Genomic DNA, 25182 nt, shown 5'->3' with positions numbered 1-25182 from the left:
CGACATTATCGAAGAGGTGGACGTCGCCGTTTGCATCTGCGGGGTTCAGGTCTCCGCCCTGGAGCAATTCCAGTAAAACTGCGAAGCGCTTTTCCGACGACATGATGTTCTCACTCTTTCATGAGAACAGGATTCGGTGATCATCGCGCTTTAGCGGAAACCGCCGCTGGCAGCCAATCGTTCGCCGGTCAACCAGCGGGCATCGTCGGAAGCCAGGAAGACGGCGACGCTGGCGATATCGTCCGGCTGGCCGATGCGGCCGAGCGGTGTCTGGGCGACCATGGTCTGTTCGAAATCCGAGCCGATGACGCCGGCCGAGTGCGCGCCCTCGGTTTCGACCATCCCTGGCAGGATGGCGTTGACGCGGATCTTGCGCGGGCCGAGTTCCTTGGCAAGCACGCTGTTGATGCCCTCGACCGCTCCCTTCGTGCCGGTGTAGACGGCAGTGGCTGGCAGCGCCAGGCTGGTGACCACCGAGGAGATGTTGATGATGCTGCCGCCCTCGCCGAGATGTTTGACCGCTGCCTGCGTGGTCAGGAGAACGCCGAGAACATTCACGTCGAACATGCGGCGATATTGCTCCTCGGTCACCTCCTCAATCGAGGCGAATTCATAGACCCCGGAATTGTTGACCAGCACGTCGAGCTTGCCGAATTCCTTGACCGCCGCATCGACCAATCCCTGCGCCTCAGCGGCTTTGGAAACGTCGCCCTGCACTGCGATGGCTTTGCCCCCGGCCGCGCTGATTGACGCAACCACGGCGTCGGCTCCCGCCTTGCTCGATGCGTAGTTGACCACCACTTGCGCGCCTTCCGCCGCGAGCGCCTTGGCAATCGCAGCACCGATACCCTTGGAGGCCCCGGTTACGACAGCGACTTTTCCGGTAAGCTTAGCCATTTCTCGTTCCTTCAGATCTGGACAGCCGCCGGAGTGGCGGCCTTGTTCCATAGTTCAGAAATTCGGAACTGTTGATCTCGATGTCAAGGGTGGCTATATAAAATTCATGAGACCGCTCTTTCACCCAGCCCTGGAGGACATCAAGCCCGAGGCGATCCTCTATGCGCTGTCCGATCCGGAGCGCCTTGCCATTTTTGCAAAGCTTGCCGGCGCCGGCGGTGGCGGGACGTGCTCGGCGCTTGCCGATCTCGGCGACCGCGTCATTCCGAAGTCGTCGCTGTCCAACCATTTCAAGGTGCTGCGCGAGTCCGGGCTGATCCGGAGCGAGCGGCAGGGTGTGGAGATGCGCAATCAAACGCGCTGCACCGAGCTGGACGAACGCTTCCCGGGCCTGATCAGGGCCATTCTGACGGCTTACGGCCAGCTTCCGGGGCAACCGAAGGCGGACTGATCGCGCCTAGAGCATGTCGCGCAAAAGTGCGCAGTAAAAACAAGGACCTAAAGCGCGAGGAGCGAATCTGAAAGATCGCGACGCGCTTTAGAGCACAGCCCCCAATGGCCGCTGCCGGCGGAGGTTCGCCTAGGACGCGGACTCATAATTTGAAGCAATCCACATCCTCGCAGCGACGATCTTGAGAGCAGCGAGATAGTTGTCGGCACGTCGATCGTATCGTGTTGCTATGCCTCGCATATTCTTGATGCGATTGAAGATGCGCTCGACAAGGTTTCGCTGCCGATAGACCCAGCGACTAAAGCTGAACGACTGTCTGCGATTGGCCTTGGCATGGATGTTTGCCCAGCAATTGCGCCGCTTGACCAGACCTCTGATGGCATCGGTGTCATAGGCCTTGTCGGCTAGAACGATTGATCCCGGCGGGAGATCACAAAGCAGCTTCTCCGCAACGGGTGCGTCGGCGACCTGTCCGGCCGTCAATCCCTGCGAACGGGTCGACCCTCAGCGTCGACCAATGCATGTATTTTGGTGGTCAGGCCGCCACGCGAATGTCCCATGCAAGGATCGGCAGAGCCCCCCTTTTTGCGTTGGCACCATGCTGATGAACGCGGACGCAGGATGAATCGGTCATCACGATATCGGCGTCGTATCGTTTTGAAACCGCATCGAGAAGGCGATCCCACACTCCGGCTTTGCGCCACCGGGAGAAGCGATTGTAAAGTGTCGTGCGTGGCCCGTAGCTCTCGGGCACATCGCGCCAGGAAGACCCGGTTCAAAACCGCCAGAGGATACCGTTGATCACCCGACGATCATCGACACGCTTCACGCCGCGAATGTCATTCGGCAAAAGCGGCGCAATCACTACCCATTCTTCATCACTCAACTCATGACGGCGCATCGCGATCTCCTTTCAAGGAGATTGAATCACACCGATGCCAAAACTGGAACCCTGTATCGCCGTAACGCTATTTCGGCGGCCCTATTCGGTGCATCGCCGACCCCGAACTGATCGTCAGAGGCCGGCAAGATAGTGAGCCATGGCAGCGATGTCGTCGGCCGAAAAATTGCGCACCAAGGCCGTCATGCGGGGCATGTTCGGGCGCTTGTTATCGTGAAAGTCGGAGAGGGTTTTGATCAGGTAGTCCAGCTTCTGATTTGCGACGCGCGGAGTGTTGCCGTATCCGACGAAATCCTCCCGGTGGCACGAGGTGCACTTCTTCCCGGCGTCGAGCGCTTGGGAGCGGGTAATGCTCGCTGCGTCGGCCGGTTCGCGGTAGGCGGGCCAGGGCAGTGCGGAGAAGTAGGCCGCAAATGCCTTCATGTCGTCGTCGGAAAGATTCTTCGCGATCCGGCCCATGAGGTCGTCGGTGCGCGCTCCATTGCGATATTCCTGCAAAGCTATCAGCAAAGAGGACTCGTGCTGGCCGGCGATGATCGGCGTGTTCTTAACAGTCGGCAGACCTTTCTTACCGTGACACATCCCGCAAAGCTTGGCCTTCTGGGAGATCGCCGCCGGCGATGGCGCAGCATTGTTCTGCGCTCCAGCCGGCAGCGGACCGAGGGCCACGAGAGCGGCGATGACGAACGGAGCGAGCGCGCTGCTGCAGGGCATGCGAGGCCTCCAGATGTGTGATGCTGATCTTATCAGAAGATGCAACCATTGGCGAGCGGACCCCCGTCGCCTCCATCCGACTATGGCTGCGTTTTTATGAGTTCACCCCTAGGGTAAGGACTCGTTGATCACAGCCAAAAGATGACGGAAGCTGGCTCTTTGACGCGAAAAGCGGGAGAACCTTTCTGCTGGTTCATTTTTCCCCATGATAGCTGCCGAAATATTTTACCGGTGACCAAGCGGGAAGGATTTCGGGCAGTTTTGGCGATAGCGCGCTATAGTCCTGCGCACCAAACACGACCTTTCCGTCCATAATAGTCAGTACAGAAGATATAGAGCTGATTTGATCTTCCGGCACGGCGAAGTAGTCCCTGTCGAGAACGGCGAAGTCTGCCAGATTTCCAGGGGCGATTACGCCCAGCTCGGCTTCTGCATTCATGAACCAGGCTGCCCCACTGGTGAACAGTTTCAGCGCCTCAGCGCGGGAGAGCCGGTTGTTCTCGGCGAGAACCTCCGATCCGGACACAGACTTGCCGGTGACCATCCAGCTTATACCAACCCACGGGTTGAACGTGGCTGCCCGGAATGCATCGGTGGTCATGGCCAGAGGGATGCCACTATCCACGAGTGTACGCAGGCGCGGTGTCTCCAACGCCTTCTCGCGACTATATGTCTTGATGAAGCCATCGGCGTGCAGCGCCATTTTGGCGTCCAGGGCGATGCCGCCCCCCAGCTTTTTCACCCGATCGATGTTCTCCGGACTAATGGTCTCAGCGTGCTCGAGACTCCATTTCAGGCCATCAAGCGGGGTCGTTTCGTTCACCTTCTCGAGGGCGTCGAGAAAGGGGGAGATGTTCTCGTCGTAGCTGGCGTGCATACGAAACGGGATACGCCGCTGGATCAGCTTCATTACATCCTGCTCGACGAAGCGTCGCATCTTCTCGGGCGCGATGATGACCGCCGGACGGTCGAAGTTCTCATGATCGTGCACTTCCCCGCTCAGAACCTCCCCGGCCCCTCGATATTCATGGCCATGTGCCAGGGTGGGGTGCAGGTTTTGCCCTGGACTTATCGGCGCGGTCTTCGTGATCGCCTTGAGTTCCAGATCCACCATGTTTGCCGGCCCGCCGTCGCCGAGTTGCAAGTCCACAAAGGGCATGCGCACATTGAGGCGGTTGTCTCGTGCAAGCACGTCTACCCTCGCCTGGGCCTCGGGGTATGGCCACCTGCCGCCGTTATCGATGATCGAGGTCACGCCGACCCGGTTCAGACCGTGAATGCTATAGACGATCGAACTCACTTGTTCGTCTAACGTAGGCTGCGGCACCATGGTCTCGAGGGCGAGAAACAACCAGGTATAGCCGTGGACCACACCGGTCGGGTTGCCGCGGCTGTCCTTTTCGAATTCGGTGTCCGGCAACTTTGGGAACCGATCGGTGCCGACGCCAAGTGCCTCCATCGCCTGCTTGTTCAAGAAGGCGCGGTTGTAGGCATATTGCACGATCATAGGGCGATCGGGCACGGCCTCGTGCAGTTCGGCCAGCGTGGGAAAGCGGTTCTCCTCGAATTGGGAGGGGGACCAGCCTCCGATTACCTTGACCCATTGGCCCTCGGGTGTGCGTGCGGCCTGCTCGCTGAGCATGGTCAACGCGCGACGCAACGTCGGCACGCCATCCCATCTTACATTGTAGTTGTAAGCCATGTCGTTGAGGACGTGTGTATGAGCATCGATGATGCCGGGGATGAGCCGGCGGCTGCGCGCATCAATCACCTGGGTCTTGAAATTCTTCAGATCAAGAATATCCACATCAGAGCCGACGGAATAAATGCGGCCTTCCTTGATCGCCAAAGCTGAAGCTTCGGGCTGAGCACGGTTGCCGGTGAAGATTTTTGCGTTGAGAATGATCAGGTCAGCACCGGGCTGTTCCTGCGTCGTTTGTGCCTGAACCGCAGAGAAAGACAAACTTGTCACAAACGCGATGAATATTTTTCTGATGATTTTATCCTCGTTCGAATGATTTTTATGAATTGCGGTCATGCACAAGCCGGCGCTTACGGATGCGTGCGATGGACGAAGAAGTGAGTCGAAGCCGCAGCGAGGATGCTCATGGGAGAGTCAGCCGCAGCGAAGTTGTCATTCTCTTCTTTGCCTCGGTAGTCCTCGGTCGTGTGAAGCCGTGTTGCAAAATAAGGAACGCTTTGTGGAACTTGAGGATCTCAGAATATTTGTCGAAGTCGCTGATGCGGGCGGAGTATCGTCTGCAGCGCTGCGACTGGGTATCTCCAAGTCGATGGTCAGCCGGCGGATCACCAGGCTTGAGGCGGAACTCGGCGCACAGCTATTTGCAAGGACGACCCGTGGCATAGCGCTCACGGAAGCAGGTTCTACATTCAGAGATTACGCAGCACGGGTTTCTGCTGACCTGGATGTGGTGCGCGAAACGATCCTGCCCGCCGGTGAGCTTCGAGGCCGCATGCGCGTGGCCGCGCCACTGTCATTTGGTCCGACCTATTTTGCTCCCGTCCTCTCCCAGATGGCTAGCCGACACCCGCAGCTGCAAATCCTTTCTTCCTATACCGATCGCTTCGTAGATCTCGTGGGAGAGGGTTTTGACTGCGCAATCCGGCTGGGGCATCTGCCGGACTCGAACCTCGTCGCAAGACGTATCGGACCGATCCTTGGCAAGCTGGTTGCGAGTCCTGCCTACATCGAGGCTCACGGTGCCCCCGAAACGCCGGACGAGATTGTCAATCACCAAGTCGTTATGCGGGACGCCGAGAAGTGGCAATTCATGGATGGCGACGAGATTGTCACGGTGCGTCCCCAGGGACGCTTCATAGCTGATAACGCGTTGTCCCTCGTAGTGGCCGCTCTGGATGGGCTCGGGGTCGCCTATCTGCCAGAACCGCTTGTCGCGGACCATATCTGTTCGGGTGCACTGGTGCCAATCATGACGCGCCATCCGATTCCGCCAGCCGGCATCTTCGTCGTGAGGCCGCCCGGCCAGTATCCCTCTCGAAAAGTGCGAACCCTCACTGAGATGCTTATCGAACGATTTGGAACTCGTTAATTACAGCGTGCGCCGCGCCCGCCTTTATGGTCTCCGCGCCACGGAGAAAAGCTGGCCAGGTCAGCACTGCGCCGCGAATGTTGAAAAATGCGGCATCCGCGATCTCAGCAGCCTTCCCAATGCGCGGAATCACCAACAGCGGACGGCAGCAGATCAACGAGCGCTTCTGGCTACGATCCCGATCACGAGCTCTTTGTATTTGTCCGTCCGGTAGATTCCCTGCACCATGCAGCCGCGCATGGTTTCATAGTCTTCGCGGTTCTCCGGGTTCGATCGCTTGAGTGCAACAATCACGTCGTTCGGCCCCCTCCACTGGTCCGCAAGCCGGCTCCGTGTCCAATTGAAAGACAATGGACCCTGCTGAACGCTCCCCTTCAGGTTCTCCAGTATTTCGAGGGTCACCCGCGCCTCATGGCCCGGCCTTAAGACTTCATATTTCAGAAAAGCCCCCCGAACGATCACGTCAGCGTCGAACAGCTCCGAAAAAAATGGTCGAGGTACTGCGCACGCGTCGGCGCTCGTCGCTGCAGTGAAAACGGACATCAGGGCGTAGACTGCCGGAAGCAAAAATTTCATCCCAACCCCAAGCGCAACGAATAAGCTCACCGCATCCGCAATCGTAGCTAAGCCTGTTCACGACCGCAACAGACCGTTGCGGAAGGAGACTTAACCCCGCTTCGCGACGATATTATTGAGAAAGCCGCATAAGCCCAGCTCTGCCGGCGACTTTAGTTCTTGATCACATTGATGTTGACGGTGACGTCCTTGATGGTTCCCTCCCCGTAGGACACCCTCACCTTGTACATGTCACGTCCAGAATAGCCGCTGTTGGAAGTATAGTATTCCGACACGCCGAGAGATTTCCTCGAATTGCATTTATTGCGGATGCCATCTTTGTAATTGGAATAAATATTCTCTTTAACGAATTCAACCGAGCCATGCGCCGGGGCTTCCACCAATTTTATATTGGCTATTGTTGCAGCCGTGCAGTCTTCATTCAAATTGTAGGACTGGCCCATCTTTGTCCGCTCTCCACTCAGAGCCCGACTGTGATCCGCAGAAATAGCGACACCGTTTTGAGTGGTGACACATCCAGACAGACCGAAAATGATGGAAAGGACAGAAATCGAAAGAGAGTTTTCTTTCAAAAATCGCGAAGCCTGCATTTTGTTTTTCATCTCTTGGTTTAGTAATAGCGCCATTCACCTTATCCAAACAGCAGCCTATTGCAATCGTAGGTGCCTGCGGCCGCCACCGCCTTCATGGTCTTTCACCGCGGAAGCAGCCTGCCAGCAAAGCCGATGGTACAGCGCCCATGCTCGACTTTAATCCGCTCTATTCGACCCCGCAGATTGCGGCCATCGAACAGTTCATCGATCAGCATTATCCGCTTGCTGGGCCGGTTTCCTGCCGGATGCTGCAACGCGGCTTGAATGATGTATATCTTGCCGTTGCGAGCAGCGGCGAGCGTTATGTGTTCCGGCTTTCCCATCGTCGCGCTCGTGGTCCGGCCGACGTCAAGACCGAAACGGCGTTCCTGGCGCATGTTTCGCAATCGGACGTTCCGGTCGCAGCAGCCATCCCGACCCGCGAAGGCAGCTTGTTCGTTGAGGGAGATGCGCCGGAGGGTCCGCGCCAGGCCGTGCTCTTCCGGGCGATCGAGGGCCGTAAGCCGGATACGGCGGATGCCGGCGATGCGCGGGCCAACGGCAAGACCCTTGCTCTGCTGCACAACGCCGCTGAGACATTCCAGCCGGAGGGAGCGCTCTATCGGCTCGACCTCGAACATTTGCTGCATCGGCCGCTCGCGCGCATATGCGATAGCGGCGTCGTGGAAGACGCCGGCGTCCGCAGCGACCTTGAGGACATCGCGGCGCGGACCGCAAAGGCGATCGAAGCCTTCGCCGATTTGACGTGGACGTATTGCCATGGCGACTGTCACGGCTCCAATGCGCGGATCAACGACGCCGGCGAAGCCGTCTTTTTCGACTTTGACGACGGCGGTCCGGGGTACCTCGCTTACGACCTCTCGGTGTTTTTGTGGGCGCAAACATCCTTCGGCCGGAGGTCGACCGCCATGTGGGACGCTTTCGTCGATGGCTATCGAGCCGTCCGGCCGATCACGCCCGATGACTTCGAAGCCGCCCACCGCTTCGTGATCGTCCGCCATTTTTGGCTGATGGGCGAATATGCCAGCCGGACCCAGGAATGGGGAAGCGAGGCGGTCGGCTGGATTGCCAGGCAGGCGAATTTCCTCAAGACGTGGGAGACCGAACGATGTGTCGATCGGCTGCTCTGAATTCAGCTCTGCTCGGCAGCCGGAGGATCGGCGGTGCGTCGGCGCAGTCGGCGATCGCTTCGACCTTCGCCCACTTGGCCTAGTGCAGATAATGGGACGCCCGAGAAGGTCGATATATGGGAACCTGTCGGGATATCAGCACTTAGGGGCCACCGGCCCCGTTGGCCATAAGCGGACTTTTTTCGTTATCGAAGGATAAGGTTGCTTTGCGCCGCTTGTCAGCCATGGATGCAGTATCTGCCCGAAAGCGGCCATCGCATTGATGTTTGAAGCCATGACATGTGTGCGCCGATATCGTTGGAAAAACTCGAGTCGCCATCGTGGCGTGAAATTAGTCCGAGGATACCAACCTTCATCTTCTTGTCGCTCACGCGGTCCCGGCGCGGTTTAGGGCTATGATGTCATTGTGAGTAAGACTGTCGCCTTTTTCCATGAAGACCTTGATCAGGGCCTCGCGATTGTCCGCCGAGCGGTTCTGATCAGCTTTTTCGAGCGCCGTTTGCAGCTCGTCAGCAGTCAGTTCCGTGCAATAGGCAGGCGTGCCTGGCTGTTGTCGCCATGAGGTCGCGAGACCCCCGGCATCGAGAGCGGCGAAGCCCGTCGCCTCTACCAGTTGCATAACAATCGACTTCTTTTCGAGGTCATCACCCGCTACCGGAAGGGCGATGCGGCCGGGTTGCGACTTGTCTACGCCTTTTTCCGCGAGAGTCGCAGAAAGCACCGCATTCCAGGCTTTAATGATCGGTCGGTTGATCTGCTCGCTGACCCAGACCGCTTCCGGTTTGCCACCATCAACATCGGTGATCGCTCCGTCACGGAACGGATAGTAATTGGACGTGTCTACGACAACGACGTCCTCGGGAACATTTGCGAATAAATTGGCAAGATCGCGATGAGCCGAAAACGGGATGGAAAGGATCACAATGTCCACCCCCGTCACGGCATCTTCCTTGGTCGTTGCCGTCGCACCGACTTCCGCGGCGAGATCGCGGATGGATTCCGGACCCTTTGAGTTGGCAAGCTTGACCTCGTGATCTGCGGCCGCGAGCTTGCGTGCAAGTGTCGCGCCGATGTTCCCTGCGCCGACAATCCCGATGTTCATATCATTTCCTTGCTGCGAATATTGGATTCAACGCACGCCAACGGAAGCGTGACTTGTTGTGCTCCAAAGAATAGGATCAGCTACCGGGTACGGCAAGAACCGACTAAAAGGTGGGTAACCTACCCAGAGGTATGTATGGCAGTTGAACGAGACTGGCGCTGCGACGACCCGAAGCAGCGAATGGTATGGGCGGCGGCAACCCAGGATGCTCTGCGGGTCCTTGAAGGGAAGTGGAAGATCGTCATCATCTGCCAGCTCTTCGCTGCAAAGGGTCCGCTGAGATTCTCGGAACTCGAAAAGCGCGTCGAGGGCGTGAACCAGAAGATGCTGATCCAGCAACTCAAGGAGTTGGAGAAGGATGGTATCGTGACAAGAACCGTCTATCCACAGGTGCCGCCAAAGGTCGAATATGCACTGAGTGATATGGGGATCGCACTCGGTCCATCGATGGCGGAACTCATCGACTGGGCGTTCATGCGACGTGATGCGCGTGCCGCAGCGTCGCAAGATCCGGCGTAAGCGACCAGAATATTTCGGTGACTGCCCACTGTGCATCGCCAGATCAAAAGGAAGCCGCTGCGTCGAGCCGCGCCGGGCGAGATCGTCTACCCCACCGCTGAACGAAATTCAGGTTCAGGCGACGTGATCAACGCATCCTCAAGCAACACCCTGGCTGCATCGCGGTTTGCCTCCACTATGGCAGGATCGCGCGTCGATTGTGCGATCACCATCGCGCCCTGGAAGAGCGACAGCATCTGGATCACGGCTCTTTCGGGTTTGCTTAATGGCAAAGGCTCGATGAGTGACGCAACAAATCCATGTAAGCCCTTAAAATACGCGGCGATGGTTGCCTGCACGTCTGGGGAGTTAGCCTCCGGTCCGAACTCGGCCAGTCCTTTCACGAAGGGACAGCCGCGGAAGGAAGGCGCACGGAACGGTTCCTCTAACGCATCAAAGATGGCGAGGACGCGCTCCAGCGGCGACAGCCCGGCTCTTTCAGTCGAGGTTGCGAGCATCTGAAACCAGGTGTCCGTTTTGTAACGCAAATAGGTAGCGATCAGGTCTGCCTTTGATGGAAAGTGCTTGTAGAACGTCATCTTGGCCACGCCGCTTTCGGCAATGATGCGGTCTATCCCAACTGAGTGGATACTGAACCGGTAAAACAGGTCCGACGCCGTCTTTAATATACGTTCTCGCGGGGCAAGGGCGTTGAGCGGCTGCCCCTCCACATCCACGAACTCAAGCATGCCGCGCGTTTCCATCCTTCGCCACCTCAGATTCTTCGGACACTGGTATACAGACTATTCTGTCAATTTAAAGATTGCAAATACATACAGGTCTGTCTATGAGGATGGGACGCCCCTTGGATTTCAGAGAAAGGACTTAAGATGAGCAGAAAAGTCGTTGTTGTGACCGGCGCGAGCAGTGGTTTTGGGAAACTAACAGTATTGGAGCTCGCCAGGCGGGATCATACGGTGGTTGCGACCATGCGAGACGTCGAAGGAAGAAATGCCAAGGTCCGGAGCGAGCTCATCGACGCGGCGAAAGCTGAAGGGCATGTATTGCACGTCCTTGAAATGGATGTCGCCGACGAGGCATCGGTCAACTCCGCGATCGAGCAGGTCATCAGGCAGCACGGAAAAATCGATGCCCTGATCAACAACGCGGGAACGATGGCCGTCGGGGTCACGGAAGCCTATACGGTCGCGGACGTCGAACGGCAATTTGCGGTCAATTTCTTTGGCGCCCTACGGGCCGACCGCGCCGTACTACCGCACATGCGTGCCGCCGGCAGCGGACTTCTCGTTCATGTGACATCCCTGATGGGGCGCGTGGTTTTTCCGTTCTTCGGCGTTTATTCTGCGAGCAAGTTCGCGCTTGAGGCCCTTGCCGAAGCCTATCGGTACGAACTGAAGGGCTTTGGAATCGACTCCGTCATCGTCGAGCCTGGGCCATTCCCGAGCAACCTTATCTCGTCGAGCCCGGAGCCCTCCGACCAGGGCGTGCTTACATCATATGGCGAGGTCGCGGCGATACCGGGTCAAATCAAGGACAACGCCAGCCATGGACACGACGCGGCCAATCCGCCACGGCCCCAACGTGTGGCCGATGCCATTGAGCAGTTGGTCGAGGCCACGGAACGGCGTCCATTGCGGACGGTCGTCATGCCTGAAGGCATGGATCTCGGTGTCCAGCGGTTGAACGAGGCCGTCAGCCCAATCCAGAACGACCTGCTCACTTCGCTCGGCATGTCGAGCATGATCTGACACTCTGCGGTTGGCGGGACCGTGTCCTACTGGTATGCAGCAAACCGTTGACGGGCAGGTGGTCCAAATTTCGAGCCTAATCGGCTTCTTTCCGCGTTAGGTGCCCTTCGTGCTGGGGCAATGCGTCGGTGATGGTGAACCAGGGCGCTTTCGAACCGACGAACATGTGGTCCGTCGGTGAAATTGACGGAGCATCGACCAGCGTCCCCATCGCGACGTGCCCGAACCCTCCGTCAACGCGAGAAAACAGCAGCGAGCCGCATGTCTTGCAATGCTCATCGCTGAACTGGTCTTTTTCGAATGAGGAGATCTCGCTTTCACCCCGAACGATGGTCAGTTCGTTACCATGGATGCGGGCGAATGCCTTGAACGCCGACCCCGTTGTGCGACGACACGCTGCGCAATGACAGTTTGCTGCGAAAATGAACGCGTCTGTGACCCGATAGCAGACTGCTTTGCACACAGGCAGGTGCCCAGTAACGGGCGCTTACGGTTGGTCTCGCTCATCTAGGTTCTCCGCACGTCGTCAAGCCCTCATCCGGGGGGTTTTGGCAAACACACTAAGACCGAGCCATTCCTGCATGTCGCGCGCGAGGACCCTGTCCCCGTCAAGTTTCAGCGTTTCTGCATCGGTTTCCTGACGTATGGTCGTGAGGCCCATCCAAATTGCGGTCATCGAACGGAGCGACCCTTCAACGAGAAGGTCTACATCATAGCCCGGATCGAAGTTGCAGAGATCGACTTTTCCGTTTTCGACCACAAGCCACCAGCTCTTTTGCGCGGCCGAAAGTTCCGGGTACAGAAACTGTATCGTACAACGGCGGGTCGGAAGTCTTCTTGTATCGAGGCTCCGCCGCATGTCCCACATGAGCAGAGAAGGGTCCAGATTCTTCAAGGAAAGTCGCGATTCCATCCACCGTTGAGCCCAATTTCCGAGACCTATGATCAGAGGTCTCAATTCTTCGCCCGCTGCCGTGAGTTGGTAATCGGTAATGCCGTTCGCACTCCTTGTCACCGTAATGACGCCCGATTGTTCCAGTTCTTTCAGTCGTTTTGATAGGAGTGCCGGAGACATTTTTGGTAGACCGCGACGCAACTCATTAAAGCGCGTCGATCCGCAAAGGAATTCGCGGACGACCAAGGTCGTCCACCGCGAGCAGAGGATTTCCGACGCCATTGATACCGGACAGAATTGCCCGTAGCCGTCACGCTCTATCATAAGGACCTCCACCGGTCTGGATCAGGCACAGTATTGCAAAACAACCGGTCCGCCAAATGCTCCTTGCCTGGCCATACGGCGGCGGCGTTCAGTACAGTTCGTGTACTAGCCGCAATTGTGAAACGAGCGCAGAGTCTCAATCCTCACGAGATAGGAGGCATTGATATGCTCGGGCTTACAGAACCAAAACAGAACCTTGCCGGCGGTCGGACCATTGTCGAACTAACCAATTCGGTCCTGCCCACCATCGCGCAACGCGCCGCATCGATCGACGAGAGCGACACCTTCGTCGGCGAGAATTACGCGCTTCTAAAGGAATCTGGACTCGTGCGGGCAGGCGTCCCAATCGAATTGGGCGGGCTGGGCGCGGAAGTGCCCGAACTTTCTGAGATGCTCAAATCCATTGCTCGTGCATGTGGGTCCACTGCGCTTGCCTTTTCCATGCATACCCATCAAGTCGCCATCCCCGCCTGGCGCTGGCGGCATCAAAAGGTGGCCGCGGTGGAGCCGCTCCTGAGACGTGTTGCATCGGAGCAAATCATATTGCTCTCGAGCGGCGGATCGGACTGGATCGGCGGATCGGGCAAGGCCATGAAAGTTGATGGCGGATACCGGATCACCGCGCGTAAACGCTTCACTTCCGGCGCGGAGGCAGGAAACATCCTGATGACCGGTGCTGTTTATGAAGAACGGGACGGCGCGCGCTCCGTCATTCATTTCGGCGTTCCGATGGCATCGCCAGAGGTTTCGATAGAAGATACGTGGCGAACACTTGGAATGAGGGGAACCGGGTCAAACGATATCATCATCGAAAACCTCTTCGTGCCGGATGCGAGTGTCGCATTTTCCAGAAGTGCGGGGCAATGGCATCCAGTATTTCAAGTCATCGGCATGATCGCGTTTCCTCTGATCTACGCGGTCTATCTTGGCGTCGCCGAGAGCGCCCGCGACATCGCAGTCAAGATGGTCCGTAGCAAGGCCAACAGCGATCATGTGATCGGGTTGGTCGGGCGCATGGAAACGTCTCTGAGAGCCGCACAGATCGCACATCGCTGGATGTTAGAGGTAGTTGCTCGAAACGAACCGTCCGCGGAAACCGTCAACGACGTTATGATCGGCCGTTCCTTGGTCGCACGGCACGCTATCGAGGTGACGGAGCTTGCAATGGAGGTCGCAGGCGGCGCGGCATTCTATCGAGAGAACGGGCTGGAGCGCTGCTTCCGTGACATACAGGGCGCTCGCTATCATCCGATGCAGCCCGGAGCCCAGGCGCAATACGCGGGTTCATTCGCGCTCGGACTTCCCACCGAGAAGATTTTCTAGCGCCTGGCGCAACGACGAACTCCGCGGAATCATAGGCTAGGTGGGTAGTTTGACGTCCAGAATTCGAATGGACGAGCCCCGCCAGCAGGGACGACAGAACAACCTCTTGTGCGCTTTGGACCGATATGCGACCTCGACCACGGCAGCAATGCGCCCTCATAATGGTCATCGAGCCACCCGTCGCTGTTGCTGCAAAGCGGACATAACTCATTGACAACGCGGCTCGCAGTTGCGCCAAAAGCCGCCATTCCGCCCCATGCGGGTGATTAGATCACGAATTCCTCCTCGTACGTCTGTGGCTCGGGAACGACCGTAACCTCCACCGGAACGATCCAATTGGCCGCGTAGCTCTCGCAGTCGGAACGCTGGAGGTCGGGCTGCACGCACCCCGCCCCATCGATCGCGCGGCATCGCAGCATGTATCGCCCCACTTTTTCAGGGGTCCACATGTACTCCCACAAGCGCCATGCAAAGGGACGTTCTGTTTCGAGGAGCCTTCCCTCGCGCCAGCCCGTGCCATCTCCGGTGCAGATCTGCACCTGCCGGATAACAGCCTCTCCGCTCCAGGCGGCTCCGAAAATCCGGTACGGTTGGCCGGCGATGAGACGCGCCCCCTGCACGGGACGCGCGATCTGCGCTTTGACCTCCATCTCCGCAAGGGGGACCAGCCTGGGTTCCCCGAGGCTGCGCTCCCAACGGAAATAGTCGCGCGCCTGCCAGTAGCCAAGGAACGGTTGCTCCACAACCGTGATATGCGTGATCCACTTGACCCAAGCCATGCCGAACCAGCCACCCACGACCGCGCGTAGCGGGTAGCCGTGATCACGCGTCAACGGCTCCTCGTTCATCGAATAGGCAAGGATCGTGCTGTCAGCGATGGCCTTCTCAAGCGGTAAACTGCGCGCAAAAGCGATGGGGCCGGGAGAAGCCGTTTTCTTGTTCGTGTCGACGACGCCGCTGTCGGCGCCTGCGAGCAGAACCTCACGTGCGGTTGGCTTAACGCCTGCCATTTCCAAAATCTCGCGCAGAAGAACACCTGTCCACGCGGCATTGCCGACGGCTCCGCTCTGCCACTGCAACCCCTCCTTCGGCGGCTCATAATAGACACGCCCGTTCCCAGCACACTCGACGACGGCGGTGAAAGTCGTGCTCCGCATCGCCTTGATGCTGTCGAGGTCAAGTTCGATCGGCCGCTCCACCGCCCCGCCAACGCGCAATCTCCAGTCTCGCGCATCGAGGTCCGGCGACGGGAAATGGTTTCGCACGAAGAACAGCTCGGTTGGGATCAGCCAATCGGAGAGCGACGCAAACGGAAACTCGATGTTCTGTGGGGATTTCTGTCGAACTATTAGACTGGGTTGCTGTGGTGTCGGCATCGTCCTCGTCTCCCGTTTCAAGAGCACAACGTCGGCTCTCGGTCGCGCGAACTCCGGTACGATCACACCGCCCCTCGCAGTGCGTCTGTCGCATTCCGCCTTCGGGCCGCATGCTAGCACATACCGCACGTTCTCGGATCGACCTCGAACGGCAGCAAAGGGGCCGACAGCGGTCTTGACCGCTTTGCGCCCATTTCCAGACATACGTCTCGCCGATCGGAACGAGCGACGAGCGCCGCATCTGGGCTTTCGCGGTCGGTGAAACGAAGGTCGCGTCTCGGACCCTTCCAAGCGTTTGTCATCTGTGGCTGCTCGTCAACGCGATTACGGCGCAGCACACTCCGGCAGGCGCAACGGCTTCTTTAGCTTCGTGAGCTCTTCCGATTTGGCGCAATCAGGAAAGCCCACGAGCTGCATGGTTTCGATCAACCGCTGGCGCTCCGCTTCGTTGAATCCGGGAATATTGACAAATCCCTCGACGGTTAAATTGGGAAACCGCCTGAGTGCGTCCGTTACCGAGACCTTCGCCTCTTCAGTTCGGCCAAGAGCCGCAAGCGCGCCAGAACGCATAACCCAGTGTTTCCTTCCATAGTTTTCCGGCGTCAGGCGGTCCAGCATCCGCAGGGCATCCTCATACCGGCCCGCCATGAAATAGGCATGAGTGAAAATCCTGGCACTCCACATCGGGAAACCGGGGTTGAGACTGACCGCCTTGTCGACCAGTTCCGCGGTGCGCTCTGGCTCGCCGAAGGTCGAGGCCCCATCGATATAGAAAGTCAGAACTTCGAACTGGCCGGGAGCGAGGCGCAGCGCGGTATCGAACTCTGCCTTGGCGCGTTCGAATTCGCCTCTATCGCCTAAAGTCACGGCATAAACAGCATGCGCTTCGGCATCGCTCGGGTCGAGCTGGACGGCGCGCTCGGCAGCCTCGGCAGACAGAGCCCGGTTCTTGTCGGCTTCAACCCCAAAACCGATCAAGACACCATGGGAATGGCTAAGTTCGACCCAGGCGCGGGCAAGGCCGGGGTCCAGTTCGACCGCGCGGGTGAGCAGCCTGACGGCCTCTTCGACATCCGCCTGATTGACTTGCTCGAGTTTTTCGGTGCCGAGCAGATAAAGTTCGTAGGCGTTGAGATTCTCGGGTGGCTTTCGGTGGGCGGTGATGCGGCCTGCCTCCTGGACCAAACCTGCGCCGCCACCGAGGCGGTTCGAAATCTGCTCGGAAATTTCAATCTGGATTGCGAACAAATTCTCGTCCGGCCGGTCCCAGCGCTGCGTCCAAAGATGTTTGCCCGTTTTGGCGTCGATGAGCTGCGCCGTAATTCTAACGCGGTCAGACTCACGCTGGATGGAACCCTCGACCACGAATCCCGCACCGAGCGCCTTACCCACTTCACTCGGCACAGCTGGTTTGGCCCGGTATTGTTCAGTCGAGTTACGGGCGATCACGTGGAATTCAGGAAACCCCGCCAGATCGGTGATGATGTCCTCAGTGAGGCCATCGGCGAGGCGTCCGGTCGCCTCGTCGCCGCCATAGTTGTCGAACGGCAGCACCGCTACCGACGGCTTGCCGCTTACTGTCGCGGTCGGCCAGAATTGCCAGACCGTCCCGGCCAAGACCAGCATAAGGACTGGCACGGCTGCTGCTGCCCAAATCCAGCGCGGAGGCGATGACCGCCCTGGTCGGCGTGGGTGTCCCTCAAGGAGGACGCGGAAGGCCTGTACCGGTTCGGCGATATTCTTCACCTTCTGCTCGCCCATCGGCTCGAAACCGAAAGCCAGCTTCTTCTCAACCTCCCTGGCGACCTTTCCCGAGACACAAATGCCGCCAGGGTCTGCCAACTGCTGAAGCCTGGCCGCGACGTTGACGCCCTCGCCATACCGGTCCTCGCCCTCAACGATCACCTCGCCGAGATTGATCCCGATCCTGACCCTGATCCGCTGGCCCTCGGGAACGGCGGCATTCCGTTCCGCCAGCCCGCGCTGCAGCGAGACGGCGCATTCCACCGCGTCCACCACGCTGCCAAATTCGGCGAGCATCCCGTCGCCCATCAGCTTGAAAATCTGGCCGTGATGGCGAGCAATATCCGGCTCAAAGAGTTCCTTGCGTCCCGCACGAAGGCGCTCGAATGTACCAGCCTCATCGCGCTCCATCAGCGCAGAATAGCCCACGACATCAGCAGCGAGGATGGCGGAAAGCTTGCGGTCCATTGGTTCGGCCTCACCCGCCCTATTATAGGACTGGTCGCACCTAAATGACACGACCGACCTCAACAGCGCTTCAGGGGAACCCGCGTTTCATCCAACACTTCCACTGAACGCCGCAGGCAGTCCCTCGGTGTGGAATGCCCATGTGAGCCCGATTGTTCGTGTGCCTACCGCAGCAATGTGAGGACCGGCGTCGAACGCAGCCCCACTGTCCGGTGTGGGCGGCGAAGCGGCGCATGACCTAGCTTTAGACTAAGTCCATTTCCGCAAGTCTCGCGATATTCGAATTTGCCTTCCGTTATGTCATTGCGGGCCTTTATAATTTATAAAACGCCGTCCGATTTGGGCCAAACCCTGGCCTTGGCGGCAAGAACTGCTGCTGGGCGCAAGCCTGCCGCAGCTGGTTCATTCCTTGAGCGATGGCTTTCCAGCCGTCAGGCCTGGACTTGCGAGCGCAGCCACTCCTGAAGCTTTTCGACCGCTTCGGACCTCCGGTATCGCGGCTTCACCAGATAGAAGTGCGACCGGGTTTTGAGGGCGCCGTCGAAGATCTGCCTCAGCCTGCCCGCCTCGATGTCGGTCGAGACGAAAGCGCGGGTCGCCACAGCGATGCCCTGTCCGGCGATGGCAGCTTCGATCGCGTGCGATGTCTGTGAGAAGCTGATGCCCCGAAACAGCGAGGGATCGCCGCCGCCGAGGAAGCGATCGATATATTCCGGCCAGGAATTATGGGCATCGTGAAGCAGCGTGTAGTGCGAGAGTTCTTCCGCGTTCTCAGGCTCGGCTCCCTCGGCGACGAGGCTCGGATTGCAGATGGCAATGATCTCCTGCTCGAACAGCAGCTCGGCCGCAAGGCCGGGACCGAAGGGAGGGCTGCCATAGCGGACGGCGAGATCGACGCCGTCTGCCTGGAAGCTGGAAATGCGGTCCGTCGCCAGGATGTGGAGATCGAGATCGGGATGCCTCGAGGTGAAATCAGGAAGACGCGGGATCAGCCATCTCGAGGCGAAGGTCGGTGTCGTGCTGACCACCAGTTTGACTGGCTGAGGCTTCAGGTTCGCCGTCGCGTTTGAAAGCAGCTCGAAGGCACGCCGGACGTCGGCGACGTAGCTTCGCCCCTCGCCCGTCAGCGCCAATGACTTCGGCAGGCGCTCGAACAATGTCACCCCGAGTTCCGCCTCGAGCCCTCGCACGTGCTGGGCGACGGCTCCCTGGGTGACGCCGAGCTCTTCGGCCGCGAGCCGGAAGTTCAGATGACGCGCCGCCACGTCGAAGGCCTTGAGGCCGTTGAGAGATGGAAGATTGCCAATCAGCATGGACATTCGATAGTTTTTCTACTGGGACATTTCACGAAAACTGGTTCGCTCTCGCTTTGGGCCCATGGTATCGGGGGGATCGACGCCCGGCAATGGGTGCAAACCGAGTAGGGAGAGCGACGATGGCAGTAGAAAAGGTAGCGATCATCACGGCTGGCGGGAGTGGCATGGGTGCGGAAGCCGCCAAGCGGCTGGCGGCCGATGGTTTCAAGATCGCCATCCTGTCCTCGTCGGGCAAGGGCGAGGCGCTTGCCACCGAACTCGGCGGCATCGGCGTCACCGGCTCGAACCAATCGAACGACGACCTCAAGCGCCTGGTCGACGCATGCATGGAAAAGTGGGGCCGTGTCGACGTCCTCGTCAACAGCGCAGGTCACGGTCCGCGTGCGCCGATCACCGAGGTCACCGACGAACAGTGGCACGCGGGCATGGACATTTATTTCATGAACGTGGTCCGTCCCGTGCGGCTGGTCACGCCGATCATGCAGGCGCAGAAGTCGGGCGCAATCGTCAATATCTCCACTGCTTGGGTGTCCGAACCGTCGGCGATGTTCCCGACCTCGGCCGTCTTCCGCGCCGGGCTTGCCGCCTACACCAAGATTTATGCCGATACCTATGCGGGCGACGGCATCCGCATCAACAATGTGCTGCCGGGCTGGATCGATAGCCTGCCGGCGACGGAGGAGCGCCGCGACAGCGTGCCGATGAAGCGCTACGGCACCAGCGCCGAAGTGGCCGCAACGATTTCCTTCCTGGTTTCCGAAGGGGCGGGCTATATCACCGGCCAGAGTCTCAAAATCGACGGCGGCCTTACCCGGTCCGTCTAACAGGATCGCTCTCAACGCCAAGGAGAACAGCGATGTGCTTCAACTGGAGCGTCAAGGCCGGTGAGATAAAGAACGCGGAGGCGACACAGTGAACCTCGCCGAGGTCGATGCATCGGCCTGGGCCGAGCTGGAAGGGGCCGCCGCCGATCCGCAGTCGGCCTTCCGCTACCTGAACCTCTGTTCGGTCGACGCGTACGGCCGGCCGCAAGCCCGCATGGTGGTGCTGCGGCGCGTAGATGTGGCGCGACGCCTGCTGGAAATCCATACGGATGTCAGAAGCCCGAAATGGCAGGAAATATCGGCCAATCCTTTGGTCACCATCCTCGGCTTCGGCCCGCAGCCGAAAGTGCAGCTTCGCCTGCAGGGATCGGCCGAACTCAACGGACCGGCAAGCGAGTGCGCGGCCGAGGCCTGGAGCCTGCTGCCGCGATCGACACGCAGCACCTATATGGGCGGGCCGCCGGGCGACGACATCGGCGAGCGGCCGGCCAGTGAGAGTACGGCAGCAGACGCCGATGGACAGGCCTTCTTCGGGGTGCTGATATTCCGGGCCGAGACGCTGGACTGGTTCCAGCTGCGCCACGCCGACAATCGACGCGCAGTCTTTGCCTACGACCATCTGGGCGCGCTGACCTCTTCCCGCTGGGTCAATCCCTGAACGCCAGACGACGTCGAAGCCGCCCATCGGTTTGCGATCGTCGGCCACATCTGGCTGATGGGGAGTATGCAGGGCACAGGAATGGGGAAGCGAGACCGTCGGTTGGATGGCTGTTGACAGTCCTCGAAAAGCGGTATCTTTTCGCTGCGTCCATTAGGCGATGAGAGCTGCGAGCCGGATTTTGTATCATGGCTGGGGCGCAAGGCTGACGAAGCTGTGCCACAAGCCCATGCCTATGAACGCCGTCGTTCGGAACCAGGACGGGCAGACAAAATGAACACCGCATCAAATTCCGAACAGATTACATCAACTGGGCATAAGCTTAGCGCTGGCGGACATCTTGACGTTCATTACCTGGCATTAAAGGACGAGTACGATGCCACTCTTCGTGCCGCCGGTATTCGACCCGGATGGTCAGTGCTTGACGCAGGTGCTGGCAATGGGGTCTTTCTGCCGTTGATGGCGGAGTTACTGGGCAGCGAGGGACATATTGAGGCCTTTGATTTGGCGCGGGAAAATGTCGAGGCAATCGAAGCCTCGATCGCAAACCAACCGTTTGCCTGTCCGATAAGCACGCGGATCGGAGACATCACTGCGCTGCCGTATGAGACCGGCACGTTCGACGCAGTCTGGAGCGCGAACGTCGTCCAGTATCTGAATGACGAAGAGCTGACTCAAGCAATCGGTGAGTTCCGCCGTGTCGTAAAACCCGGCGGACTTGTTGCGGTCAAGGAGGTTGATATCTCGGTCTGGCAGTATCAGCCCCAGGATCCTAAACTGACGTGGCGTCTGCTCGACGCGCTGTCTGATGACGTGCAGATGTCCGGCGCGATGAGGGGAACGCGCGTAACGGCGTGGTTTCGAGCAGCCGGCCTTGAGAACGTCTTCGCTATCACCACGCTCGCGGAGCGCCGTCAGCCCCTCAGGCCCGTGGAGCGTGAATATATTCGCAACAATCTCGAATTTTTATCCGGACTTGCCCAAACGTGCGACTTGACGGAAGCGGACCATCGCCAATGGAAGGCGATCGGCGAAGAGCCAGAGCGTCTGATTTCCGATCCCGACTTCTGCTATCGCGAAATGTGGGTCCTCAGCTTGGGTGTCGTGTCGACGGGCTGAGCCAATTTTCGCTGATGATGGTTTGGGCGTGTCGCTCGCACTCATTTATGTCAGTGTCAGAACGACGTGCTTTGAACGGCTGACGACGTCGAAGCCGCCCATCGCTTTGTGATCGTCCGCCACATCCGGCTGATCGGCGAGTATGCAAGCCGGGCCCAGGAATGGGGAAGCGAGACTGTCGGCTGGATTGCAAGGCAGGCGAATTTCCTCAAGCACGTCTGACGCGCGGCTTAGCCGCTCAGCCTTCAAGCCGAACATGATGCTCCAGCCACGCGACAGCGAAGCTGCAGATCGCGGCCGCGTCGACCAGCACCGATTGGGCGTCTCCCACCAGGCCCTGCGCACCCTGCCCGCTGGCCAGAAACGCCCGCACGATCGCGCCGAAATAATCATCGTCGAGGCCATGCACGACCGGGTCGCTTGTGTCGAACTCTTCCAGCATGCGCCACACCACGCCGGCCGATGTGGCAAAGGGCGCCTCGTAGCGGCGCAGGCGCTTGTTCGGAATTCGCGCCAGGTGTTCTGCATGGTGGAGCAGGGTCATGGTGTCGAGCGGGGCTCCGGCCATCAGAACCTTGCCGCCTGCCGCCACCAGCCTGCCGAGCGGCGATGTCTCTCCATAGCCGTAATCGAGCGGGTGATCGGCGGTGAGCCAATCCGCGCAGGCACCGATCGCCGCGACCGAGGCGCCCGGATTGCCGCTGCGTCTTGCCCCCGGTGTCGTTCGAATGAATTCGGCGAGCACGCCATTATCGCGGGCAGCGCGGGAAACAGCCGGATCGAACGGCGCGATATGGGCGCGCCATTCCGGCGGGACGCGGCCATTCTCATCCAGCAAGGCATCATAGGCACCGTTCCAGTCGGTATAGGCGACGATGGTGCCGGCAGCCCCCACGGCATCGCGAAGCGCTTCGATCAGTACATCAGGCCCGTTGAGCAGCCGCCCCACCCGCTTCATCGCGGCGTGGACCATCACCATGTCGCCGGCGCGAATGCCGAGACTGTCGAGATCCCTGGCGAGCGAGAGGCGAGTGTGAATGCGCGGAACGATCATCGGCAGACGATCATAGGGTCGCGTGCCGGAGTCAAGCGGTCGAGACCGTGCTCTGATACTCACTTTTAGCCGACAATGCGTTGCAACGGCGTTCGGCCTCGTTGCGGCGTAAGCGGTGTTTTCCGCGTACATTGACCAAGCTCGGCTAGCCATTCCGAAAAATGCCGCTACAACATTGGTGGCAAGAATGCGCCAACAGCGGACGTTAGTCGATGGCGACGGTCGCCAACTAATAGCGTGCCAACGTGACTTGGCCGGGCGAGCTGCATCTGCGTATCGGGGGTTGCCAAGGCAGCTTAGTGATGCGCATCTAGCCGCGTATTTTCCTTCCAATTGTATCTGGCGGCCCTCATGTCCAAGCTCTTTTCACCGATCACCCTGCGTGGTGTCACGCTGCGCAACCGCACAGTCGTTTCCCCGATGTGCCAGTATTCGGCTCAGGATGGCTTTGCCAATGAATGGCACTATGTACATCTAGGGCGCTTCGGAATGGGAGGCTTCGGCTTGGTTCTGGTTGAGGCCACAGGGGTCCTGCCCGAAGGGCGCATTTCGTACGCCGACCTCGGTCTATGGAAGGACGAGCACATTGCCCCGCTTGCCCGGATCGTGAATTTCCTGCACGGCCAGGGTGCCGCCGTGGGCATTCAACTTGGCCATGCAGGCCGCAAAGCCTCGACGCCGGTTTGGCGGGATAAGGCAGATCAGCCCGCAACAGAAGAGCAGCGCCGCGCCGTTGGCTTCGAGCACTGGATTCCCGTAGGTCCGAGCGCTCAATCGAACGACCCAACCAACGCTGACTATCAGGTCCCCAAAGCCCTCGACAGAGACGGCATCCGCCGTGTGGTCGACGGATTCGCGGCTGCTGCTACGCGAGCCAACCAGGCAGGCTTTGACACGGTTGAAATCCATGCCGCCCACGGTTACCTGCTCAATCAATTTCTGTCGCCGCTCGCCAACCATCGAACTGATGAATATGGCGGTAGCCGACTAAATCGAACGCGGCTGGTTCTGGAAGTCACCGAAGCCGTCCGCAGCGTGTGGCCAGCCGAAAAACCGCTCATCGTTCGCCTCTCAGTCAGTGACAACAATGCCGACGGCTGGCGGGTGGACGACAGCGTTGCGCTGGCCGCGGAACTGAAGGCACGTGGTGTTGATGCTATCGATTGCTCTAGCGGCGGCTTTGCTCAGGGCCGCATTAGGTCCGCTCCAGCCTATCAAGTCCCCTTCGCTAAGGCGGTAAAACAAGGCGCCGGTATCCCGACTATCGCAGTCGGACTATTGGGCGATGCCTTTGAAGCCGAAGCGTTCATTGAGAACGGCGATACAGATTTTATAGCTTTAGCGCGGGGCGCGCTCAACGATCCCAACTGGCCGCTACATGCCAATCGCGAACTCGGCGGCGACTACACTCTTTGGCCGGTCCAGACCCGTCAAGTCGCTGAACGTGATCGCGTCCTTTCCTCTCCTCAGTGAAATTTCGCCGTGATCGGATGTGGCGGCCGGACACGATTGATATCACGGCCACGGTCGTCGGAGAGCGCATAGCGATCTCCGTATTTTGACGACGATCACATTGAGATATCCCGCTTTGTCGGAAACGAAGACGTCCTCGATGAGAAGGTCTTGGACGACATTTTGAGAAGGAACGGCTGAGCGTTATTGGCGGTCACTGAGGTTCATTGTCGGATGGTTCCAAGGCAGAAGCTCATCGATCCGGCTCTGTTTGTGGCCGGTGACGATAGCGGTGAGCGTGGCGCTCAGGTAGGCAAACGGCTCGACGGCATTGAGTTTGCATGTCTCGATCAGCGAGGAGATGGTTGCCCAGTTCTCAGCCCCGGCATCGTGGCCCGCAAAGAGCGCGTTCTTGCGATTGAGAGCAATCGGCCGGATGGTTCGCTCAACGCTACATCTTATTCTGGTGGTCCCGTGTCACATATAGTCGCGGGGCGTGTGTCACGCTGATTTCACGGGATTTCGAGGGTGGATTTTACTAGATTTCTTCACGACTTCGCCGGCACGATTTGGCGGGACACATGGTCTTCTGGATCGCGTTTCGGACAGCGCCGGCGCCGAAGTGGCAAAGAGTTTTCGCGCCGATCAAGCATTGTCCCTTTAGGATGGGGCCGCGGTCGGTCGTTTTCATGTGGTCATGCTGCAGTGCAGGAGGCAGCTGAAGATGCAATTTCTGGTCCATTCAAAGACGATCGCCGAACTTGAATATGACAGCGAGACCTGCCTCTTGCGGGTGCTCTACAAAGACGGACGAGTGAGCTCTGTTCCTGATGTCGCTCCCTCGCTGGTGATGAAGATCGTCGCGCGTGTTCCCGTCGAAAAATCTCCTTATCTCATGCAGACCGCGATCTGAGACTTCTGCGAAAGG

At 59.0% G+C, this 25182-nt stretch carries 23 protein-coding genes and 4 pseudogenes; 12 read left to right on the top strand and 15 right to left on the bottom strand.

What is annotated here, in order from left to right; translation table 11 throughout:
- Positions 1-150: 150 nt before the first annotated feature.
- Entirely contained in the window at positions 151-897 is a 747-nt protein-coding gene (locus tag BS630_RS00575; RefSeq protein WP_077975778.1) for a glucose 1-dehydrogenase, read from the bottom strand.
- A gap of 106 nt (positions 898-1003) precedes the next feature.
- Here BS630_RS00575 and BS630_RS00570 point away from each other — a divergent pair, with 106 nt between their 5' ends.
- On the top strand, positions 1004-1348 hold the full coding sequence (locus BS630_RS00570) for an ArsR/SmtB family transcription factor (protein WP_077975777.1): 345 nt from the start codon (positions 1004-1006) through the stop codon (positions 1346-1348).
- A gap of 129 nt (positions 1349-1477) precedes the next feature.
- Here the strand turns inward: BS630_RS00570 and BS630_RS00565 are convergent.
- The 3 genes and pseudogenes from BS630_RS00565 to BS630_RS00555 form a co-directional block, all read right to left on the bottom strand.
- Positions 1478-2255: pseudogene (locus BS630_RS00565) on the bottom strand (IS5 family transposase).
- A 108-nt stretch (positions 2256-2363) separates the two neighbouring features.
- Positions 2364-2918, bottom strand: a complete 555-nt coding sequence (locus BS630_RS00560; RefSeq protein ID WP_245310376.1) for a c-type cytochrome — start codon at positions 2916-2918, stop codon at positions 2364-2366.
- Between the two features lie 238 nt (positions 2919-3156).
- The gene (locus BS630_RS00555) at positions 3157-4962 is read right to left on the bottom strand and encodes an amidohydrolase (protein WP_077976269.1); all 1806 of its coding nucleotides are present in this window, start codon (positions 4960-4962) and stop codon (positions 3157-3159) included.
- Positions 4963-5164: 202 nt separating this feature from the next.
- Here BS630_RS00555 and BS630_RS00550 point away from each other — a divergent pair, with 202 nt between their 5' ends.
- The gene (locus tag BS630_RS00550; protein ID WP_077975775.1) at positions 5165-6034 is read left to right on the top strand and encodes a LysR family transcriptional regulator; all 870 of its coding nucleotides are present in this window, start codon (positions 5165-5167) and stop codon (positions 6032-6034) included.
- 153 nt (positions 6035-6187) lie between these two features.
- Here the strand turns inward: BS630_RS00550 and BS630_RS37755 are convergent, their stop codons facing one another.
- Both BS630_RS37755 and BS630_RS37750 read right to left on the bottom strand, forming a co-directional pair.
- Complete coding sequence (locus tag BS630_RS37755) at positions 6188-6610, bottom strand: hypothetical protein (RefSeq protein ID WP_245310375.1); 423 nt, start codon at positions 6608-6610, stop codon at positions 6188-6190.
- A 152-nt stretch (positions 6611-6762) separates the two neighbouring features.
- Positions 6763-7200, bottom strand: a complete 438-nt coding sequence (locus BS630_RS37750) for a hypothetical protein (protein WP_376774625.1) — start codon at positions 7198-7200, stop codon at positions 6763-6765.
- Positions 7201-7349: 149 nt separating this feature from the next.
- On the opposite strand from BS630_RS37750, the gene BS630_RS00535 reads away from it, so the two are divergent.
- Positions 7350-8333 carry a phosphotransferase enzyme family protein gene (locus tag BS630_RS00535; protein ID WP_077975773.1) on the top strand — a complete coding sequence of 328 codons (984 nt, stop codon included), beginning with the start codon at positions 7350-7352 and terminating at the stop codon, positions 8331-8333.
- A 367-nt stretch (positions 8334-8700) separates the two neighbouring features.
- Here BS630_RS00535 and BS630_RS00530 read toward each other — a convergent pair whose 3' ends face one another.
- Positions 8701-9435, bottom strand: a complete 735-nt coding sequence (locus BS630_RS00530) for an NADPH-dependent F420 reductase (RefSeq protein ID WP_077975772.1) — start codon at positions 9433-9435, stop codon at positions 8701-8703.
- Positions 9436-9570: 135 nt separating this feature from the next.
- Between BS630_RS00530 and BS630_RS00525 the strand changes: the two genes are divergently transcribed.
- The gene (locus BS630_RS00525) at positions 9571-9954 is read left to right on the top strand and encodes a winged helix-turn-helix transcriptional regulator (RefSeq protein ID WP_077975771.1); all 384 of its coding nucleotides are present in this window, start codon (positions 9571-9573) and stop codon (positions 9952-9954) included.
- Between the two features lie 86 nt (positions 9955-10040).
- Here BS630_RS00525 and BS630_RS00520 read toward each other — a convergent pair whose 3' ends face one another.
- Positions 10041-10697, bottom strand: a complete 657-nt coding sequence (locus BS630_RS00520) for a TetR/AcrR family transcriptional regulator (protein WP_077975770.1) — start codon at positions 10695-10697, stop codon at positions 10041-10043.
- A 126-nt stretch (positions 10698-10823) separates the two neighbouring features.
- On the opposite strand from BS630_RS00520, the gene BS630_RS00515 reads away from it, so the two are divergent.
- Positions 10824-11702 (top strand): SDR family oxidoreductase, encoded by an 879-nt coding sequence (locus tag BS630_RS00515; protein WP_077975769.1) that lies wholly within the window; start codon positions 10824-10826, stop codon positions 11700-11702.
- A gap of 76 nt (positions 11703-11778) precedes the next feature.
- Here BS630_RS00515 and BS630_RS00510 read toward each other — a convergent pair.
- Together BS630_RS00510 and BS630_RS00505 are read right to left on the bottom strand one after the other, a co-directional pair.
- Positions 11779-12209, bottom strand: a pseudogene (locus BS630_RS00510) (GFA family protein).
- A gap of 19 nt (positions 12210-12228) precedes the next feature.
- The gene (locus BS630_RS00505) at positions 12229-12921 is read right to left on the bottom strand and encodes a winged helix-turn-helix transcriptional regulator (RefSeq protein ID WP_077975768.1); all 693 of its coding nucleotides are present in this window, start codon (positions 12919-12921) and stop codon (positions 12229-12231) included.
- 165 nt (positions 12922-13086) lie between these two features.
- Here BS630_RS00505 and BS630_RS00500 point away from each other — a divergent pair, with 165 nt between their 5' ends.
- Positions 13087-14244, top strand: coding sequence for an acyl-CoA dehydrogenase family protein (locus BS630_RS00500; RefSeq protein WP_077975767.1), 1158 nt, complete (start codon positions 13087-13089; stop codon positions 14242-14244).
- Positions 14245-14510: 266 nt separating this feature from the next.
- On the opposite strand, the gene BS630_RS00495 is transcribed toward BS630_RS00500, so the two are convergent.
- The 3 genes from BS630_RS00495 to BS630_RS00485 form a co-directional block, all read right to left on the bottom strand.
- A complete protein-coding gene (locus BS630_RS00495) occupies positions 14511-15620 on the bottom strand; it encodes a sulfite oxidase (RefSeq protein WP_210283368.1) in 1110 nt (369 codons plus the stop codon).
- A gap of 324 nt (positions 15621-15944) precedes the next feature.
- Positions 15945-17831: an adenylate/guanylate cyclase domain-containing protein gene (locus BS630_RS00490; protein ID WP_077975766.1), complete on the bottom strand. Its 1887-nt coding sequence runs from the start codon at positions 17829-17831 to the stop codon at positions 15945-15947.
- A 431-nt stretch (positions 17832-18262) separates the two neighbouring features.
- On the bottom strand, positions 18263-19150 hold the full coding sequence (locus tag BS630_RS00485; protein ID WP_077975765.1) for a LysR substrate-binding domain-containing protein: 888 nt from the start codon (positions 19148-19150) through the stop codon (positions 18263-18265).
- A 116-nt stretch (positions 19151-19266) separates the two neighbouring features.
- Here BS630_RS00485 and BS630_RS00480 point away from each other — a divergent pair, with 116 nt between their 5' ends.
- The 4 genes and pseudogenes from BS630_RS00480 to BS630_RS37745 form a co-directional block, all read left to right on the top strand.
- Positions 19267-19971, top strand: coding sequence for an SDR family oxidoreductase (locus BS630_RS00480; protein WP_077975764.1), 705 nt, complete (start codon positions 19267-19269; stop codon positions 19969-19971).
- 88 nt (positions 19972-20059) lie between these two features.
- Positions 20060-20629 carry a pyridoxamine 5'-phosphate oxidase family protein gene (locus BS630_RS00475; protein WP_077975763.1) on the top strand — a complete coding sequence of 190 codons (570 nt, stop codon included), beginning with the start codon at positions 20060-20062 and terminating at the stop codon, positions 20627-20629.
- Between the two features lie 273 nt (positions 20630-20902).
- Positions 20903-21748 carry a class I SAM-dependent methyltransferase gene (locus BS630_RS00470; protein ID WP_077975762.1) on the top strand — a complete coding sequence of 282 codons (846 nt, stop codon included), beginning with the start codon at positions 20903-20905 and terminating at the stop codon, positions 21746-21748.
- Positions 21749-21823: 75 nt separating this feature from the next.
- A pseudogene (locus tag BS630_RS37745) lies at positions 21824-21970 on the top strand (kinase); the annotation flags it as partial.
- 16 nt (positions 21971-21986) lie between these two features.
- Here the strand turns inward: BS630_RS37745 and aac(3) are convergent.
- Complete coding sequence (gene aac(3), locus BS630_RS00465; RefSeq protein WP_077975761.1) at positions 21987-22802, bottom strand: aminoglycoside 3-N-acetyltransferase; 816 nt, start codon at positions 22800-22802, stop codon at positions 21987-21989.
- Between the two features lie 351 nt (positions 22803-23153).
- Between aac(3) and BS630_RS00460 the strand changes: the two genes are divergently transcribed.
- A complete protein-coding gene (locus BS630_RS00460; protein ID WP_077975760.1) occupies positions 23154-24275 on the top strand; it encodes an NADH:flavin oxidoreductase/NADH oxidase in 1122 nt (373 codons plus the stop codon).
- Positions 24276-24458: 183 nt separating this feature from the next.
- Here BS630_RS00460 and BS630_RS00450 read toward each other — a convergent pair.
- Positions 24459-24707 (bottom strand): annotated as a pseudogene (locus tag BS630_RS00450) (transposase domain-containing protein); the annotation flags it as partial.
- A 271-nt stretch (positions 24708-24978) separates the two neighbouring features.
- Here BS630_RS00450 and BS630_RS00445 point away from each other — a divergent pair.
- A complete protein-coding gene (locus BS630_RS00445) occupies positions 24979-25167 on the top strand; it encodes a hypothetical protein (protein ID WP_077975759.1) in 189 nt (62 codons plus the stop codon).
- Positions 25168-25182: the final 15 nt, after the last annotated feature.

Origin of the sequence: Rhizobium laguerreae (genome assembly GCF_002008165.1) — a bacterium.
Taxonomy (GTDB): Bacteria; Pseudomonadota; Alphaproteobacteria; order Rhizobiales; family Rhizobiaceae; genus Rhizobium; species Rhizobium laguerreae.
The sequence above is the reverse complement of the archived record's forward strand: the minus strand, read 5'-3'. Positions and strand labels throughout refer to the sequence as shown.